This window comes from Rhizobium sp. FG113 (assembly GCF_057809895.1).
Genome location: NZ_JBMDKV010000002.1, coordinates 418,029 through 432,514, shown reverse-complemented (window position 1 = coordinate 432,514; position 14,486 = coordinate 418,029). Strand labels below are relative to the sequence as shown.

Here is a 14,486-nt window from a genome sequence, read left to right as displayed (position 1 = left end):
CAATAATTTAAGGGGGCCACCGTGATCAAGTCCGAGCTGGTGCAGATAGTTGCGGCTCGCAACCCGCATCTTTACCATCGCGATGTGGAAAATATCGTGAACGCGGTTCTCGACGAGATCACCGATGCGCTGGCGGCGGGCAACCGCGTCGAGCTGCGCGGTTTCGGCGCCTTTTCCGTCAAGAACCGTCCATCGCGCTCGGGCCGCAACCCGCGCACCGGCGACACCGTGTTCGTCGAGGAGAAGTGGGTACCCTTCTTCAAGACCGGCAAGGAGCTGCGCGAGCGGCTGAACCCGGGACAGGCCGATCAGGACGACTGATCGCCGCCTATAGGTCCGGCTGCGGCGAAACCGCACTTGAACTTCACGAGGTCTTTTCTATCCTGTGGCTGAAAGAACGCGCCGCTTACCATGAGCGTGCGTGAGCATGTGGAGGCCTGCGATGGCGAAGAAGATTATCAACCTCCTGATCTTGCTGCCGCTCGGCATCATCCTGATCATTTTTTGCGTGGCCAACCGCCAGAGCGTGACGCTGGCGTTCAATCCGTTCCGGCCCGAAGACCAGGTGCTGTCGCTTTCGGCTCCGTTCTTCGTCTTCCTCTTCATCGCGCTCATCATCGGCATGTTCGCGGGCTCGGCGGTGACCTGGATGAACCAGGGCAAGCATCGCAAGCGCGCCCGCAGCGAAGCCAAGGAAGCCGTCCGCTGGCAGAGTGAAGCCGACCGCCACAAGGCACGCTCGGAAGAAATCGCCGGACAGTTGCCGTCGCGGTGAGATTTCAGGCTTTTCAGCCTTTCCTGACATAAGCGCGCGCGGCGATTTCGGCTTGCCAAGCCCTTGCACCGCGCCATCTGTCTTCATAGCTATGTCCAAAGAACCCGCTGCGCCCTTCTCCCAAAGCAGTTTCACTGCCTCAGCGCGTCGCTTCATGAGGATGAAACCATGAACACAGATCAGATCCTGAAATCGGTCGTCGCCGTCCGCGGCATCATTCCCGATGACGCCTATACCGCCGATACGCTCGGCACCCGGCGCGAGGGCAGCGGCGTGGTCATCAAGGATAGCGGCCTGGTGCTGACGATCGGCTATCTGATCACCGAGGCCGAGGAAGTGTGGCTCACCGCCCATGACGGACGGGTGGTCGCGGCGCATCCGCTCGGTTACGATCAGGAAACGGGCTTTGGCCTGTTGCAGGCGCTTGGCCCCCTCAACCTGCCGGCGCTGGAATTCGGCGACGCCACCTTGGCCGAGCTTGGGCAATCGGTGACGCTGATCGACGGGATCGGCGAGTTCGTCGATGCCAAGATCGTCGCCAAGCAGGAATTCGCCGGTTACTGGGAATATCTGCTCGACGAGGCGATCTTCACCACGCCCGCACACCCCTCCTGGGGCGGAGCGGCACTGGTCGATGGCGACGGCAAGCTCATCGGAATCGGTTCGCTGCGACTGCAGATGAGCCAGGGTGGCGAGGTGGCCGACATCAACATGATCGTTCCGATCAATTTGCTGACACCGATCCTCGACGACCTGACCACGCGCGGACAGGTCAACAAGCCGGCGCGCCCATGGCTTGGCGCGTTTTCCGCCGAAAGCAATGGCGACGTGATCGTCATGAGCGTCGCGGAAGGCAGCCCCGCGGATCAGGCCGGCCTCAAGCGTGGTGACGTCATCTCGGAAATCCGTGATGGCGAGGTCGATGGGTTGGCAGATTTCTACCGCAAGATCTGGAGCAGCGGCCCCGCCGGCGCCGAGATCCCCATGCGTATCCTCCGAGACGGCCGCGAGGCCTGGCTGCGCGTGCACTCGGCCGATCGCAACAGCTTCCTGCGCAAGCCGCAGATGCAGTGAGGCGATCAGCGCTCGGGGAAGAAGGTCATCTCTTCATATTCGCCTTCACGCGATGAGCCCTTGCCTGTCACCACGAACCCCCGGGCGCGATAGAAGGCCTTGGCGTGCTCGTTGCGATCGAGGCACTTCAGCCGGTAAGTCTTGTCCGGCCAGTAGGGCAGCGCTTTCAGGAGAGCCTGGCCGATGCCGAGGCCGCGATACTGTTTCCTGATGTAGAGCATGTGGATGAAGTCATCGGGCGACCACAGCGTCATGAAGCCCGCGATCTCGCCATCCGGCATTTCTGCGAGCCACAGAAGTTCGCCCTGCGTATGCGCGTGAAAATCCTCGTGGCGGAAAACCTGCGGGTCGACCCAGGTGAAGGTATCCCGACGCACCGCGAGATAGATATCCGCGAGTTCTTCCAGGTCGGCCTTTTCTGGCGATCGGATGGTCCACTGCATGGCTATGGATGTAGCGGAGACGGGATGGGCTGCCAATTACCTTATTCGGCTGCCTTGGCGCTGACCGCCGCGTTGAAGTCGGAAAAGAACCGCTGTGCGAGCTTCTGCGACGAGGAATCGATGAGTTTGGCGCCAAGCTGGGCGATCCTGCCGCCGACATCGGCGCCGGCGCGATAATGCAGGATGGTTTCGCCGCCGTCGTCCTCGAGCGTCACATCGGCCGATCCCCTGGCGAAGCCGGCGATGCTGCCCTTGCCTTCGGCAGACAGCGTGTAGCTCAAGGGCGCATCGATGTTGGAGACGCGGATTTCGCCGGTGAAGGTGAGCGGCACCATGCCGATCTTGACCCTGATCGTGGCGACGAGTTCGTTGGGACCCGTAAACTCCAGCGATTGGCAGCCGGGTATGCATCCCTTGAGGATATCGGGATCGTTGAGGCCGGCCCACACGACGTCGCGCGGCGCGGTAATCCGCTCTTGTCCGACGAAGTCCATCACAATCCTCCCATTTTCACCTTGTCGAACATATCGCGGCGGGAAAGCGCTTTGCCAAGGTGAAAATGGGATGCTATTTGCACGGGCTCTATCAAATTCAGCACGCGGAACACCACGTTGAGACAAAAAGAACGCCGGCCGGGCCAGAAATCCGGCACCGGCCCCGCCAGTGGACGACGCGGCGACGAGCGCGGCAACAGCCGCCCGCCGAAGCCCGCGAACAGACCCGCAGCGCCGCAACAGGCCGCGCGCGAGCCCGCCTCCGCGCCTGCGGCACTGGAGCGCCCATTGATGGAGCGCACCGGCGAGCGCCCGCCCGAGCGCGTTCCGATCATTCTCGAATCCCTCGGCGCCGGCGATTTCCACCTGATCGATAGCGGCAATGGGGAAAAGCTCGAGCAATACGGCCCTTACCGGATCATTCGCCCGGAAGGACAGGCGCTGTGGAAGCCATCGCTGCCCAAACATGTCTGGGACAAGGTCGATGCGGCCTTTACCGGCGATACCGACGAAGAAGGCACCGGCCGCTGGCGTTTTCCCAAGGAAGCGCTGGGCGAGACCTGGCCGCTCAACCTTCTCGGCGTCGATTTTCTCGGCCGCTTCACCTCGTTTCGCCATGTCGGCGTGTTTCCCGAGCAGATCGTTCACTGGACGTGGATGAAACAGCAGGTCGAAGCCGCCGGCCGGCCGCTGAAGGTGCTGAACCTCTTCGGTTACACCGGCGTTGCCTCGCTGGTGGCGGCTGCCGCCGGCGCCGAGGTCACGCATGTCGATGCCTCCAAGAAGGCGATCGGCTGGGCGCGCGAGAACCAGGCGATGAGCGGGCTTGAAAAAGCACCGATCCGCTGGATCTGCGAAGACGCGATGAAGTTCATCCTGCGCGAGGAACGCCGCGGCAACACATACGACATCATTCTGACCGATCCGCCGAAGTTCGGCCGCGGCCCGAATGGCGAAGTCTGGCATCTGTTCGAGCACCTGCCCGTGATGCTCGACATCTGCCGCGAGATCCTGTCGCCCAAGGCTGTCGGCCTCGTGCTGACGGCCTATTCGATCCGCGCCAGCTTCTATTCCATCCACGAGCTGATGCGCGAGACGATGCGCGGGGCCGGCGGCGTGGTCGAATCCGGAGAGCTGGTGATCCGCGAAGCCGGACTGGACGGCAACACGCCGGGCCGGGCGCTCTCCACATCCCTCTTTTCCCGCTGGGTGCCGAAATGAGCCACGAACACCGCGACAACGGTCCGCGCAGGGTCGGCCAGGTGAAGGAAGTCACCTCGCTTGCCAATCCCATCATCAAGGACATCAAGGCGCTCAGCGACAAGAAGACCCGCGAACAGAGCGGCACCTTCATGGCCGAGGGCTTGAAGCTCGTGATCGACGCGATCGAGCTTGGCTGGACCATCCGCACGCTGGTTTACGCCAAGGCCGCCAAGGGCAAGCCGCTGGTCGAGCAGATGGCGGCGAAGACCGTCGCCTCCGGCGGGCTGGTGCTTGAGGTCAGCGAAAAGGTTCTCTCCTCGATCACCCGCCGCGATAACCCGCAGATGGTGGTCGGCGTGTTCGAAAACCGCTGGAAGCCGCTGCGCGACATTCGCCCGACCAAGGGCGAGACGTGGATCGCGCTCGACCGGGTTCGCGATCCCGGCAATCTCGGCACGATCATCCGCACCGCCGATGCGGCCGGCGCTTCCGGCGTCATCCTTGTCGGCGAGACCACGGACCCGTTCTCGCTCGAAACCGTACGCGCCACGATGGGCTCGGTCTTCGCCATGCCTGTGTCGCGCGCAACGCCGGAGGAATTCATCGCCTGGAAGAAGCAGGCCGGCGTTTCGCTGGTCGCCACGCATCTGGCCGGCTCCGTCGACTATCGCACGATCGACTACAAGACGAAGCCGATCGTCATCCTGATGGGCAACGAGCAATCCGGCCTGCCGGAGCAGCTTGCGCGCGAAGCCGATGCGCTTGCCCGCATTCCGCAGCAGGGCTTGGCCGACTCGCTCAATCTGGCGGTCGCCAGCGCCGTCATGATGTTCGAGGCACGCCGCCACCTTCTCTCACTCACCGAGGCCAAATGACCGATCAGACGCTAGACCGCCCGACGCTGTTTTCGCGCCCGTTGCCGATCCTGATCTTCGTCGTTCTTGCCGTGGTGCTCGACCAGATCATCAAGATCGTGGTCGATCATACGCTGCCTTTGCAGGAGGCCGTGCACGTCATCCCGATGCTGGCGCTCTACCGCACCTATAATCTCGGCGTCGCCTTCTCGATGCTCTCAGGCATGGACGGGTGGTTCATCGTCGGCATGCGGCTGATCATCGTGGCCTTCGTGCTCTGGCTCTGGCATCGCACGGGCAAGCAGCGCACCTTCGCCCATCTCGGCTACGCACTGATCATATCGGGCGCGCTGGGCAATCTGCTCGACCGTTTCCTTTATGGACACGTGATCGATTACATCCTGTTCTATACCGAGACATGGTCGTTCGCGGTTTTCAACTTGGCCGATAGTTTCATCACCATCGGCGCGGGATGCGTGATTTTGGACGAGCTATTGCAACCCAAGACCGCCGATAAGTAAAATCTTAGCGGTTTACTGAAGGCATTTGGAACAGCCGGCGTGCTAATTTGAACCTATGGTCGGACTGGGTCAGTTACACGAGAAGCTTGCCGCTGCCTTCGGCGCGCCTGCCGCTCATCCTCAAGATGAGCAGGCCGCGATCCCGGCTGACATGTCGCCCGCTACCCCCGAACACAGCCCTGTCGTTACCCCCTCCGCGCGCAAGCTGATCTCCTACTGGCTCGGCGGCGCCGGCATTTTCTCCGCCATCCTCCTGCTCGCGCTCGGCTATATGGGCGGCCTGCTCTGGGTCGCGATCGGCAGCGGCGGGCTGGTTCTTGCCGCGATCGTCTGCTTCGCCGTTCTCTCGACGCGCCGCCATCACATCAAGGCCCGCGCCGGCGACGACACCGCGCGCGGCGGAAGCGATGCCGCGCTGTTTGCCAGCATCCACGACGCGCTCGGCGACATCACGGTGACCCGGACGATGGATCGACGGATCGTTGCCGCAAACGACATGTTCCGCCGGCTGACCGGGCGGCTAAACCCGATCGGGCAGACCTGCGAGGAGATCGGCATCGCCTTTCGCCCCGGCACGGAGCCGCATCGCTATGATGTCGAGATGTCGACGCCCGAGGGTCAGCGCATCTTCTTCTGGCGCGATGTCGTCACCCGCAACCCCTCGGACGGGAAGCTCTTGCTGCACAGCATCGCCCGCGACGTGACGGCCGATCGGATCGCGGCGCAGGAGCGCGAAGAGGCGCGGCAGAAGGCAGAGTTCAACAGCGCCTCGAAATCGCGGCTGCTCGCGACCGTCAGCCACGAGCTGCGCACGCCGCTCTCGGGCATTCTCGGCATGACGCATCTTTTGACCGAGACGCGTATGACGCAGGAGCAGGACAATTACCTCACCGGCATCCGCCAGTCCGGCCATGCGCTGACCCAGCTGGTCGAGGACCTGCTCGATTTCTCGACCATCGAGGTCGGACGCTTCCAGCTGCGGCCGCGCTCTGAATCAGTGCGCAAGCTGCTTGAAAGCGTTGTCGAGATGCTCGCCCACCGCGCCCACGAGAAGGGCATCGAGATCGGTTCGACCGTATCGTCGGATGTTCCCGAGCTCATGAACTTCGACGCGGCCCGCCTGCGCCAGGTCTTGTTCAACGTCATCGGCAATGCGGTGAAATTCACCCAGGTCGGCGGCGTGTTCATTCGCGTGTCGCTGCAGGATGGCGAGCTTGCGATCACCGTCACCGACACAGGGCCGGGCATGACGGAAGAAGAGCAGGCGCGTGTCTTCGGTGAATACGAACAGGCGGGCACCATGGTGGAGAAGAGCAACGGCACCGGCCTTGGCCTTGCCATCTCGGCGCGCATCATGCGCGAGTTCGGCGGCGCGCTGACCGTCGCCAGCGAAAAGGGCACCGGCACCGAGTTCTGCATCCGCTTCCGCACCGAGGGAGACGAAGAGCCCGCAGCCCGCCGCGACACGCTGCTCTCGGGCAATCTCGTCGTGCTGCTCGCACCTGCCGGTGCCGCGCGCATGGCGATTTCGGAGACCATCCGCACGCTCGGCGGCCAGTGCCACTTCGTCGAGGATGGCGAGACGGCGCGCTGGATCCTGCTCGACATGGCGGCCAACGGACGGCGTCCAACCGACATCATCGTCGACCACCGCATGTCGGCCGAATTCGCGGCACACTTGGCTGACCGGACGGATATCGCAGCCCTTGGCCTGCGCAAGATCTTCCTGGTCAATCCGGAAGAGCGCAACGCCCATTCGCTCGATCTCTTCGATGCCTGGCTGATCCGGCCGCTGCGCGAACAATCGCTGATCGACGTCTTGCGCGGTCGCATGCGCGGCATGGAAAAGCGCGATGCGCTGAACGACAACCAGCCCGGCTTCAGCCCCGGCATCCCGGAGGCGGGCATCCAGAGCGGGCTGAAGATCGTGCTTGCCGAGGACGATCCGATCAACGCCATGCTGATCCGCGCCATGCTCGAAAAAGCCGGCCATAGCGTGCAGCATGTCGAGCATTTCGAAGCGCTGCTCGATGCGGCGCTGGCGGAAGGCAGCGTGCGGCCGGATATCGTCATCAGCGATCTTTCCATGCCCGGCGGCGACGGGATCGAAATGATTGGCCGGCTACGTGGCCATGAGCGCCGGCTTGAGGTTCCCTCGGTGCCGATCATCGTTTTGACTGCTGACAAACGCGATGAATCGCGTCGTCAAGTCTTGCTGAACGGGGCAAACCGCGTCATGCTGAAACCCATAGACCCCATACGGCTGCTGACGGAAGTTCAGGCTGTCGCCGCGCTCTCCGCACGCCGCGCGGAGGCATTGTAGCGCCAGAGCCACCCATGTGTTTCTTGCGTATCTGGGGGTTTAAAATGTCACTTTGCTGTCGCATATAAGTGTTTTATGGCGTCCTAAAGCCGGCAATGAAAGATTCGTCATGTCCGTAGATATCTGCAACCGTGACACCCTCGTCGAGGCTCTTCCCCCTGCGCGGAAAGCCGAACAGATCGAGAGCGACGTGTTCGGCCGGATCGGCAATCTCGAGACGCGCCTTGCCCGTACGCCTGGCGAAATCGATGCCGCGCAATCCGTGCGCTACCGTGTTTTCGTGGACGAGATGAAGGCCGAACTGCCTGCGGAAGCGATGCGCCGCAAGCGTGATTTCGACGCCTACGACGACTTTTGCGACCACCTTCTGGTGCTCGATCGCTCGATCGAGGGCGACAGCGAGGACCAGATCGTCGGCACCTACCGCCTGCTGCGGCAGGATGTGGCGATGGCCAATGGCGGCTTTTACTCGGCTTCCGAATTCGACATCGACACGCTGATCGCGCGCCATCCGGATAAGCGTTTCATGGAGCTCGGCCGCTCCTGCGTGCTGCCGGACTACCGCACCAAGCGCATCGTCGAGCTTCTCTGGCAGGGAAACTGGGCCTATGCCTTGAAGCACGGCATGAGCGCGATGTTCGGCTGCGCCTCCTTCCCCGGCATTCACCCGGAACAGCATGCGCTGGCACTCTCGTTCCTCCGCCACAACGTCGCTGCCAAGGACGAATGGGCTGTCGATGCGCTGCCGCATCTCGCCCGCGACATGGACCTGATGCCGGTCGAAGCCGTCAATCCGAAGCGCGCGCTGATGGCCCTGCCGCCGCTGATCAAGGGCTACCTGCGCCTCGGCGCCATGGTCGGCTCCACCGCAGTGGTCGACAAGTCGTTCAACACGACGGATGTGCTGATCGTTCTGCCGATCGCCAGCATTTCGGATCGGTATGTGAATTATTACGGTGCCGATGCCGGGCGGTTTGCCAGCTGATTTCGGTGGCGTAATTAGCTTTCTTTAGCGGTTTTCCGTGTAGCCCCCTCATCCGACCCTTCGGGCCACCTTCTCCCCGCTGGGGAGAAGGGAAGATGGAACAAGCGGCCCGCCACGAGTCCCTTCTCCCCAGCGGGGAGAAGATGGCGGCAGCCAGATGAGGGGGCCACACGGCACGCCCTCACCCATAACCACCTCACCCCATAATCACCTCACGACCCCGTATAAGCCGCAATCGCGGCCATGTTCACGATGTCGCTGTCCTTCGCCCCCATCGAGGTGATCTGTACCGCCTTGTCGACTCCGACGAGGATGGGGCCGATGACGGTGGAGCCGCCGAGTTCCTGCAGCATCTTGGTCGAGATCGAGGCCGAGTGGAACGCCGGCATGACCAGCACGTTGGCGGGGCCGGACAGGCGGCAGAAGGGGTATTGCTCCATCGCCTTGCGGTTCAGCGCCACATCAGCCGCCATTTCGCCGTCATACTCGAAATCCACATGGCGGCGGTCGAGGATGGCGACGGCTTCGCGGACGCGCTCGGAACGCTCGCCGGAGGGGTGGCCGAAGGTCGAGTAGGCGAGCATGGCGACGCGCGGATTGTAGCCCATGCGGCGCGCGAAGCCGGCGGCCTCCACCGCGATATCGGCAAGCTCCTCGGCGGACGGCATGTCGTGGACCGCGGTGTCGGCCACGAAGACGGTGCGGCCGCGGCAGAGCGCGATCGACACGCCGATCACCCGGTGGCCGGGCTTCTCGTCGATGCAGCGGCGAACATCCTCGAGCGCAGTCGAGTAGTTGCGGGTGATCCCCGTCACCATGCCGTCGGCATCGCCGAGCGCGACCATGCAGGCCGCGAAGTGGTTGCGGTCGTTGTGGATCAGGCGCTGGGCGTCGCGGTGGAGATAGCCTTTGCGCTGCAGGCGCGCGTAGAGATAGTCGATATAGGCTTCCACCCGCGTCGAGATACGGGCGTTGACGATCTCCAGGCCGGGGCGGTTGAGATCGATACCGGCGCGCTCTGCCGTCGCATGGATCAGATCCTCGCGGCCGAGCAGGATGGCGGTGCCGAGCTGCTGGTTGGCATAGGAGAGCGCGGCGCGCATGACCTGCTCCTCCTCGGCCTCGGCAAAGACAACGCGCTTGGGATGGCGGCGGACGCGCTCATAGAGGCTGGCCAGCGTCGAGGCGATCAGATCGCGCCGCGCCGACAGTTCGCGGGCATAGGCGGCCATGTCGGGTATCGGCTTGCGGGCGACGCCGCTTTCCATGGCAGCCTGGGCGACGGCCACGGGGATTGCCGAAATCAGGCGCGGATCGAAGGGCACCGGAATGATGTATTGCGGGCCGAAGCGCGGACGGTTGCCCTGATAGGCGGCGGCGACATCGTCGGGAACGTCCTCGCGGGCGAGGCTCGCCAGCGCCCGGACGGCCGCGATCTTCATATCGTCGTTGATCGTCGTGGCGCGGACATCGAGCGCGCCTCTGAAGATATAGGGGAAGCCCAGGACGTTGTTGACCTGGTTCGGATAATCCGAACGGCCGGTCGCCATGATGGCGTCGTCGCGAATGCGCGCGACCTCTTCCGGCGTGATCTCGGGATCGGGATTGGCCATGGCGAAGATGATCGGACGGTCGGCCATCGACAGGATCATCTCCTCGGAGAAGGCGCCCTTCTGCGACAGGCCGAAGACGACGTCGGCGCCCTTCATCGCTTCTTCCAGCGTGCGCGCCTTGGTCTTGACCGCATGCGCCGACTTCCACTGGTTCATGCCCTCGGTGCGGCCCTGGTAGATCACGCCCTTGGTGTCGCAGAGCACGATATTCTCGGGCGCGAAGCCCATGGCCTTGATGAGCTCGACGCAGGCGATCGCGGCGGCACCCGCGCCGTTGCAGACGAGCTTCGTCGTCTTCAGGTCGCGGCCGGTCAGCTCCAGCGCGTTGATGAGACCGGCGGCGGCGATGATCGCCGTGCCGTGCTGGTCGTCGTGAAAGACCGGGATATCCATCAGCTCGCGCAGGCGGCTCTCGATGATGAAACAGTCCGGTGCCTTGATGTCTTCCAGATTGATGCCGCCGAAGGAGGGGCCGAGAAAGCGGACGCAGTTGATGAACTCGTCGACATTTTCCGTATCGACCTCGAGGTCGATGCTGTCGACATCGGCGAAGCGCTTGAAGAGGACGGACTTGCCTTCCATGACGGGCTTCGACGCCAGTGCGCCGAGATTGCCGAGGCCGAGGATGGCGGTGCCGTTGGAAATGACCGCCACCATGTTGCCGCGCGAGGTATAATCATAGGCGGTGGCGGGATCGGCGGCGATGGCCTTGACGGGAACGGCGACGCCCGGCGAATAGGCAAGCGAGAGATCCCGCTGCGTGGCCATCGGCTTGGTCGGATTGACTTCGAGCTTGCCGGGTTTTCCCTGCGAATGGAAGTCGAGCGCTTCCTTGTCGGTAATGCCGTTGGCGGGGCGCTGCTTGCTGTTCATGTCGGGCATATCTCCTCCAAATCTCCTGACAACCGGCCTTCGATTGCGCTAGTCGACCCTCTATAGACACGCTGTTTGGGGCTGACACGACGCCTTGCGAAAAAGCCGTACGGCTACAATCGATTAAAATATCCGGTGGAACTGACAGGCGCCCTTCCAAGGGGTTCCTGACCTTACGGCTCGTTGAATACTTCCCTTAATCCTCCTGTGGGCTAACGGCTCCCATTTCCCGATAGCTGTTGTCTTCTATAGCCGCGCTTCGATAGGGTGGCACCCTGTTTTTTAGGGAAAAGCCCACTCCGTGAACGATCGAATGACCTTGAGACACGAAGCCTTTTCGGCTGCCGAGCTTGCAACGGAAGAGAGCCGCGCCTCGGCCACGCCGATGATGGAGCAGTTCATCGAGATCAAGGCGAACAATCCGGATTCGCTTTTGTTCTACCGCATGGGCGATTTCTACGAGCTGTTCTTCGAAGACGCGCTCGACGCCTCGCGCGCGCTCGGGATCACGCTGACGAAGCGCGGCCAGCACATGGGCCAGGATATCCCGATGTGCGGCGTGCCGGTTCATGCGGCTGACGATTATCTGCAGAAGCTGATCGGGCTCGGTTTCCGCGTGGCGGTCTGCGAGCAGGTCGAGGACCCGGCGGAGGCCAAGAAGCGCGGCAGCAAGTCGGTCGTCAAACGCGACGTCGTGCGCCTGGTGACGCCGGGAACGATCACTGAGGAAAAGCTGCTTTCGCCTTCGGAATCGAATTATCTGATGGCGCTGACCCGCATTCGCGGCGCCTCCGAGCCGTTGATGGCGCTTGCCTGGATCGACATTTCCACCGGCGTTTTCCGTCTGGCCGAGACCGAGGCATCGCGGCTGCTTGCCGATATCCTGAGGATCGATCCGCGCGAGCTGATCGTGCCGGATACGATGTTCCACGATCCGGAATTGAAGCCGGTGTTCGACGTGCTGGGGCGCACCGCCGTGCCGCAGCCTTCCGTGCTGTTCGACAGCGCCACGGCGGAAGGGCGGATCGCGCGCTATTTCGGCGTTTCGACGCTCGACGGCTTCGGCACCTTCTCGCGCTCGGAACTCGCGGCAGCGGCAGCGGCTGTCGCCTATGTCGAGAAGACGCAGATCGCCGAACGGCCGCCGCTCGGCAAGCCGGAGCGCGAAAGCGCTGCCTCGACACTCTTCATCGACCCCGCGACGCGCGCCAATCTCGAACTTGCGCGCACGCTTTCCGGCGACCGCAACGGCTCGCTCTTGAAAGCCATCGACCGCACCGTGACCGGCGGCGGCGCGCGGTTGCTCGCCGAACGCCTGATGTCGCCGCTGACCGATCCCGTGCGGATCAACGAGCGGCTGGATTCGATCGGCTTCCTGATCGAGGAGCCCTCGCTTTCGGGCGACCTGCGTGATCTCCTCAAACACGTGCCCGACATGCCGCGTGCGCTGTCACGTCTGGCGCTCGAGCGCGGCGGTCCGCGCGACCTGGCGGCGATCCGGCAGGGGCTGAACGCCGCCACCGACGTGGCGCGGCTGCTCGAAACCGCGATGCTGCCCGAGGAACTGGCCGATGCGCTGGCGGGCCTTATCGCCCTGCCGCAACAGGTGGCGGCACTTCTCAGCGAAACGCTCGGCGACGAACTGCCGCTTTTGAAGCGCGACGGTGGCTTCCTGCGCGACGGGGCCAATGCAGAGTTGGACGAGGTGCGCGCGCTGCGCGACCAGTCGCGCCGGGTGATTGCCGGGCTGCAGCTGCAATATGCCGACGAGACCGGCATCAAGTCGCTGAAGATCAAGCACAACAACGTGCTCGGCTACTTCATCGAGGTGACGGCGGGCAATGCCGGGCCGATGACCGACACGCCCGAGGCCAAGGCGCGGTTCATCCATCGCCAGACGATGGCGAACGCCATGCGTTTCACCACGACAGAGCTTGCCGATCTCGAAAGCCGCATCGCCAATGCCGCCGACCAGGCGCTGTCGATCGAGCTTGCCGCCTTCGACCGCATGAGCGCGGCGGTCGTTGCCGAGGCCGAAACCATCAAGGCTGGTGCGCGGGCGCTTGCGATCATCGACGTTGCCACGGGCCTCGCGCTGCTGGCCGATGAGCAGGCCTATTGCCGGCCGCTGGTCGATGGTTCGACCATGTTCGCCATCGAGGGCGGGCGGCATCCCGTTGTCGAGCAGGCGTTGCGCCGCCAGTCGACAGGCCCCTTCGTTGCCAATAATTGCGACCTCTCCCCCGAGGGAGACGGCAAGGATGGCGCGATCTGGCTTCTGACCGGCCCGAACATGGGCGGTAAGTCGACCTTCCTGCGCCAGAACGCGCTGATCGCCATTCTCGCGCAGATGGGCTGCTTCGTGCCGGCGACGTCGGCGCATATCGGCATCGTCGACCGTCTGTTTTCACGCGTCGGCGCCTCCGACGACCTGGCGCGCGGGCGCTCGACCTTCATGGTCGAAATGGTGGAGACCGCCGCGATCTTGAACCAGGCGACCAGCCGCTCGCTGGTCATCTTGGACGAGATCGGGCGCGGCACCGCCACCTTCGACGGCCTGTCTATCGCCTGGGCATCGGTCGAGCATCTGCATGAGGCCAACCGCTGCCGCGGGCTGTTTGCCACGCACTTCCACGAGCTGACCGTGCTGTCGGAGAAGCTGGCGCGGCTTTCCAACGCGACGATGCGCGTGAAGGAATGGGACGGCGACGTGATCTTCCTGCACGAAGTCGGCCCTGGTGCCGCCGACCGCTCCTACGGTATCCAGGTCGCGCGGCTTGCCGGGCTTCCAGCGTCCGTCGTGGCCCGCGCCCGCGATGTGCTGACGCGTCTCGAAGACGCCGACCGCAAGAACCCGGCGAGCCAGCTGATCGACGACCTGCCGCTCTTCCAGGTGGCGGTGCGGCGCGAGGATGTGGCCCGCGGGCCTTCGAAGGTCGACGAAGCGCTGAAGAACATGAGCCTCGACGACATGACGCCGCGCGAGGCGCTGGACGCGCTCTACGATCTCAAGAAGAAGCTGAAGCAGGGGTAGGCGCATGTTCATGGACCGCCTGCTTCGCGAAACGCAGCTGCTCGCCAATATCTTCACGGCGATCGAGGCGCTTCGTCTTGCTGACGAACACGGCAATCCGCGCGGCTGGGCCTCGCCCTTCGGGCTGCTGCAGATCATCGCCTGCTGCTCGCGCATATCCGATCTGACGGCATCCATCGCCAAGGCGGGCTACCGCGAATGCGACAGGGAGATGCTCGAAGAGATCGCCAGCGAAAACCGCAAGGTGCTCTATTCCGTCAACGAGCAGATCGCCGCTTAAGCGCGACCGCCTAG

General features: G+C 63.6%; 13 protein-coding genes and 1 pseudogene. 11 read left to right on the top strand and 3 right to left on the bottom strand.

Features of this window, described 5'->3' with window-relative positions:
• The first annotated feature begins 21 nt into the window (after positions 1–21).
• The 3 genes from ACODTZ_RS09275 to ACODTZ_RS09265 all read left to right on the top strand — a co-directional run bounded on the left by ACODTZ_RS09275 (position 22) and on the right by ACODTZ_RS09265 (position 1,849).
• Positions 22–321, top strand: a complete 300-nt coding sequence (locus ACODTZ_RS09275; protein ID WP_018898213.1) for an integration host factor subunit beta — start codon at positions 22–24, stop codon at positions 319–321.
• Between the two features lie 121 nt (positions 322–442).
• A complete protein-coding gene (locus ACODTZ_RS09270; protein WP_112941013.1) occupies positions 443–775 on the top strand; it encodes a LapA family protein in 333 nt (110 codons plus the stop codon).
• Between the two features lie 168 nt (positions 776–943).
• Positions 944–1,849, top strand: a complete 906-nt coding sequence (locus tag ACODTZ_RS09265) for a S1C family serine protease (protein WP_489025285.1) — start codon at positions 944–946, stop codon at positions 1,847–1,849.
• A 5-nt stretch (positions 1,850–1,854) separates the two neighbouring features.
• Here the strand turns inward: ACODTZ_RS09265 and ACODTZ_RS09260 are convergent, their stop codons facing one another.
• Both ACODTZ_RS09260 and ACODTZ_RS09255 read right to left on the bottom strand, forming a co-directional pair.
• On the bottom strand, positions 1,855–2,292 hold the full coding sequence (locus ACODTZ_RS09260; RefSeq protein ID WP_112941016.1) for a GNAT family N-acetyltransferase: 438 nt from the start codon (positions 2,290–2,292) through the stop codon (positions 1,855–1,857).
• Positions 2,293–2,333: 41 nt separating this feature from the next.
• On the bottom strand, positions 2,334–2,786 hold the full coding sequence (locus tag ACODTZ_RS09255) for an SRPBCC family protein (protein ID WP_489025283.1): 453 nt from the start codon (positions 2,784–2,786) through the stop codon (positions 2,334–2,336).
• A gap of 117 nt (positions 2,787–2,903) precedes the next feature.
• On the opposite strand from ACODTZ_RS09255, the gene ACODTZ_RS09250 reads away from it, so the two are divergent.
• The 6 genes and pseudogenes from ACODTZ_RS09250 to ACODTZ_RS09225 form a co-directional block, all read left to right on the top strand.
• On the top strand, positions 2,904–4,007 hold the full coding sequence (locus ACODTZ_RS09250) for a class I SAM-dependent methyltransferase (protein WP_047507079.1): 1,104 nt from the start codon (positions 2,904–2,906) through the stop codon (positions 4,005–4,007).
• Positions 4,004–4,864: a TrmH family RNA methyltransferase gene (locus ACODTZ_RS09245; protein WP_489025280.1), complete on the top strand. Its 861-nt coding sequence runs from the start codon at positions 4,004–4,006 to the stop codon at positions 4,862–4,864. The genes ACODTZ_RS09250 and ACODTZ_RS09245 overlap by 4 nt, the downstream gene beginning before the upstream one ends.
• Positions 4,861–5,364: a signal peptidase II gene (gene lspA / locus ACODTZ_RS09240; protein WP_047507075.1), complete on the top strand. Its 504-nt coding sequence runs from the start codon at positions 4,861–4,863 to the stop codon at positions 5,362–5,364. Before ACODTZ_RS09245 ends, lspA begins: the two co-directional genes overlap by 4 nt.
• A gap of 55 nt (positions 5,365–5,419) precedes the next feature.
• A complete protein-coding gene (locus tag ACODTZ_RS09235; RefSeq protein WP_489025278.1) occupies positions 5,420–7,687 on the top strand; it encodes a hybrid sensor histidine kinase/response regulator in 2,268 nt (755 codons plus the stop codon).
• Between the two features lie 109 nt (positions 7,688–7,796).
• Complete coding sequence (gene olsB, locus ACODTZ_RS09230) at positions 7,797–8,672, top strand: l-ornithine N(alpha)-acyltransferase (RefSeq protein WP_047507068.1); 876 nt, start codon at positions 7,797–7,799, stop codon at positions 8,670–8,672.
• 42 nt (positions 8,673–8,714) lie between these two features.
• A pseudogene (locus ACODTZ_RS09225) lies at positions 8,715–8,840 on the top strand (endonuclease domain-containing protein); the annotation flags it as partial.
• A 44-nt stretch (positions 8,841–8,884) separates the two neighbouring features.
• Here ACODTZ_RS09225 and ACODTZ_RS09220 read toward each other — a convergent pair.
• Entirely contained in the window at positions 8,885–11,167 is a 2,283-nt protein-coding gene (locus ACODTZ_RS09220) for an NADP-dependent malic enzyme (protein ID WP_489025276.1), read from the bottom strand.
• Positions 11,168–11,471: 304 nt separating this feature from the next.
• Here ACODTZ_RS09220 and mutS point away from each other — a divergent pair, with 304 nt between their 5' ends.
• The gene (gene mutS / locus ACODTZ_RS09215; RefSeq protein WP_489025274.1) at positions 11,472–14,192 is read left to right on the top strand and encodes a DNA mismatch repair protein MutS; all 2,721 of its coding nucleotides are present in this window, start codon (positions 11,472–11,474) and stop codon (positions 14,190–14,192) included.
• 4 nt (positions 14,193–14,196) lie between these two features.
• Positions 14,197–14,472 (top strand): hypothetical protein, encoded by a 276-nt coding sequence (locus tag ACODTZ_RS09210; RefSeq protein WP_047507061.1) that lies wholly within the window; start codon positions 14,197–14,199, stop codon positions 14,470–14,472.
• Positions 14,473–14,486: the final 14 nt, after the last annotated feature.

Coding starts and splice junctions, on each gene's coding strand:
- ACODTZ_RS09270 (WP_112941013.1), top strand. CDS start 443: ATGGCGAAGAAGATTATCAACCTCCTGATCTTGCTGCCGCTCGGCATC.
- ACODTZ_RS09220 (WP_489025276.1), bottom strand. CDS start 11,167: ATGCCCGACATGAACAGCAAGCAGCGCCCCGCCAACGGCATTACCGAC.
- ACODTZ_RS09265 (WP_489025285.1), top strand. CDS start 944: ATGAACACAGATCAGATCCTGAAATCGGTCGTCGCCGTCCGCGGCATC.
- ACODTZ_RS09245 (WP_489025280.1), top strand. CDS start 4,004: ATGAGCCACGAACACCGCGACAACGGTCCGCGCAGGGTCGGCCAGGTG.
- olsB (WP_047507068.1), top strand. CDS start 7,797: ATGTCCGTAGATATCTGCAACCGTGACACCCTCGTCGAGGCTCTTCCC.
- ACODTZ_RS09235 (WP_489025278.1), top strand. CDS start 5,420: ATGGTCGGACTGGGTCAGTTACACGAGAAGCTTGCCGCTGCCTTCGGC.
- ACODTZ_RS09210 (WP_047507061.1), top strand. CDS start 14,197: ATGTTCATGGACCGCCTGCTTCGCGAAACGCAGCTGCTCGCCAATATC.
- ACODTZ_RS09255 (WP_489025283.1), bottom strand. CDS start 2,786: ATGGACTTCGTCGGACAAGAGCGGATTACCGCGCCGCGCGACGTCGTG.
- mutS (WP_489025274.1), top strand. CDS start 11,472: ATGACCTTGAGACACGAAGCCTTTTCGGCTGCCGAGCTTGCAACGGAA.
- ACODTZ_RS09260 (WP_112941016.1), bottom strand. CDS start 2,292: ATGCAGTGGACCATCCGATCGCCAGAAAAGGCCGACCTGGAAGAACTC.
- lspA (WP_047507075.1), top strand. CDS start 4,861: ATGACCGATCAGACGCTAGACCGCCCGACGCTGTTTTCGCGCCCGTTG.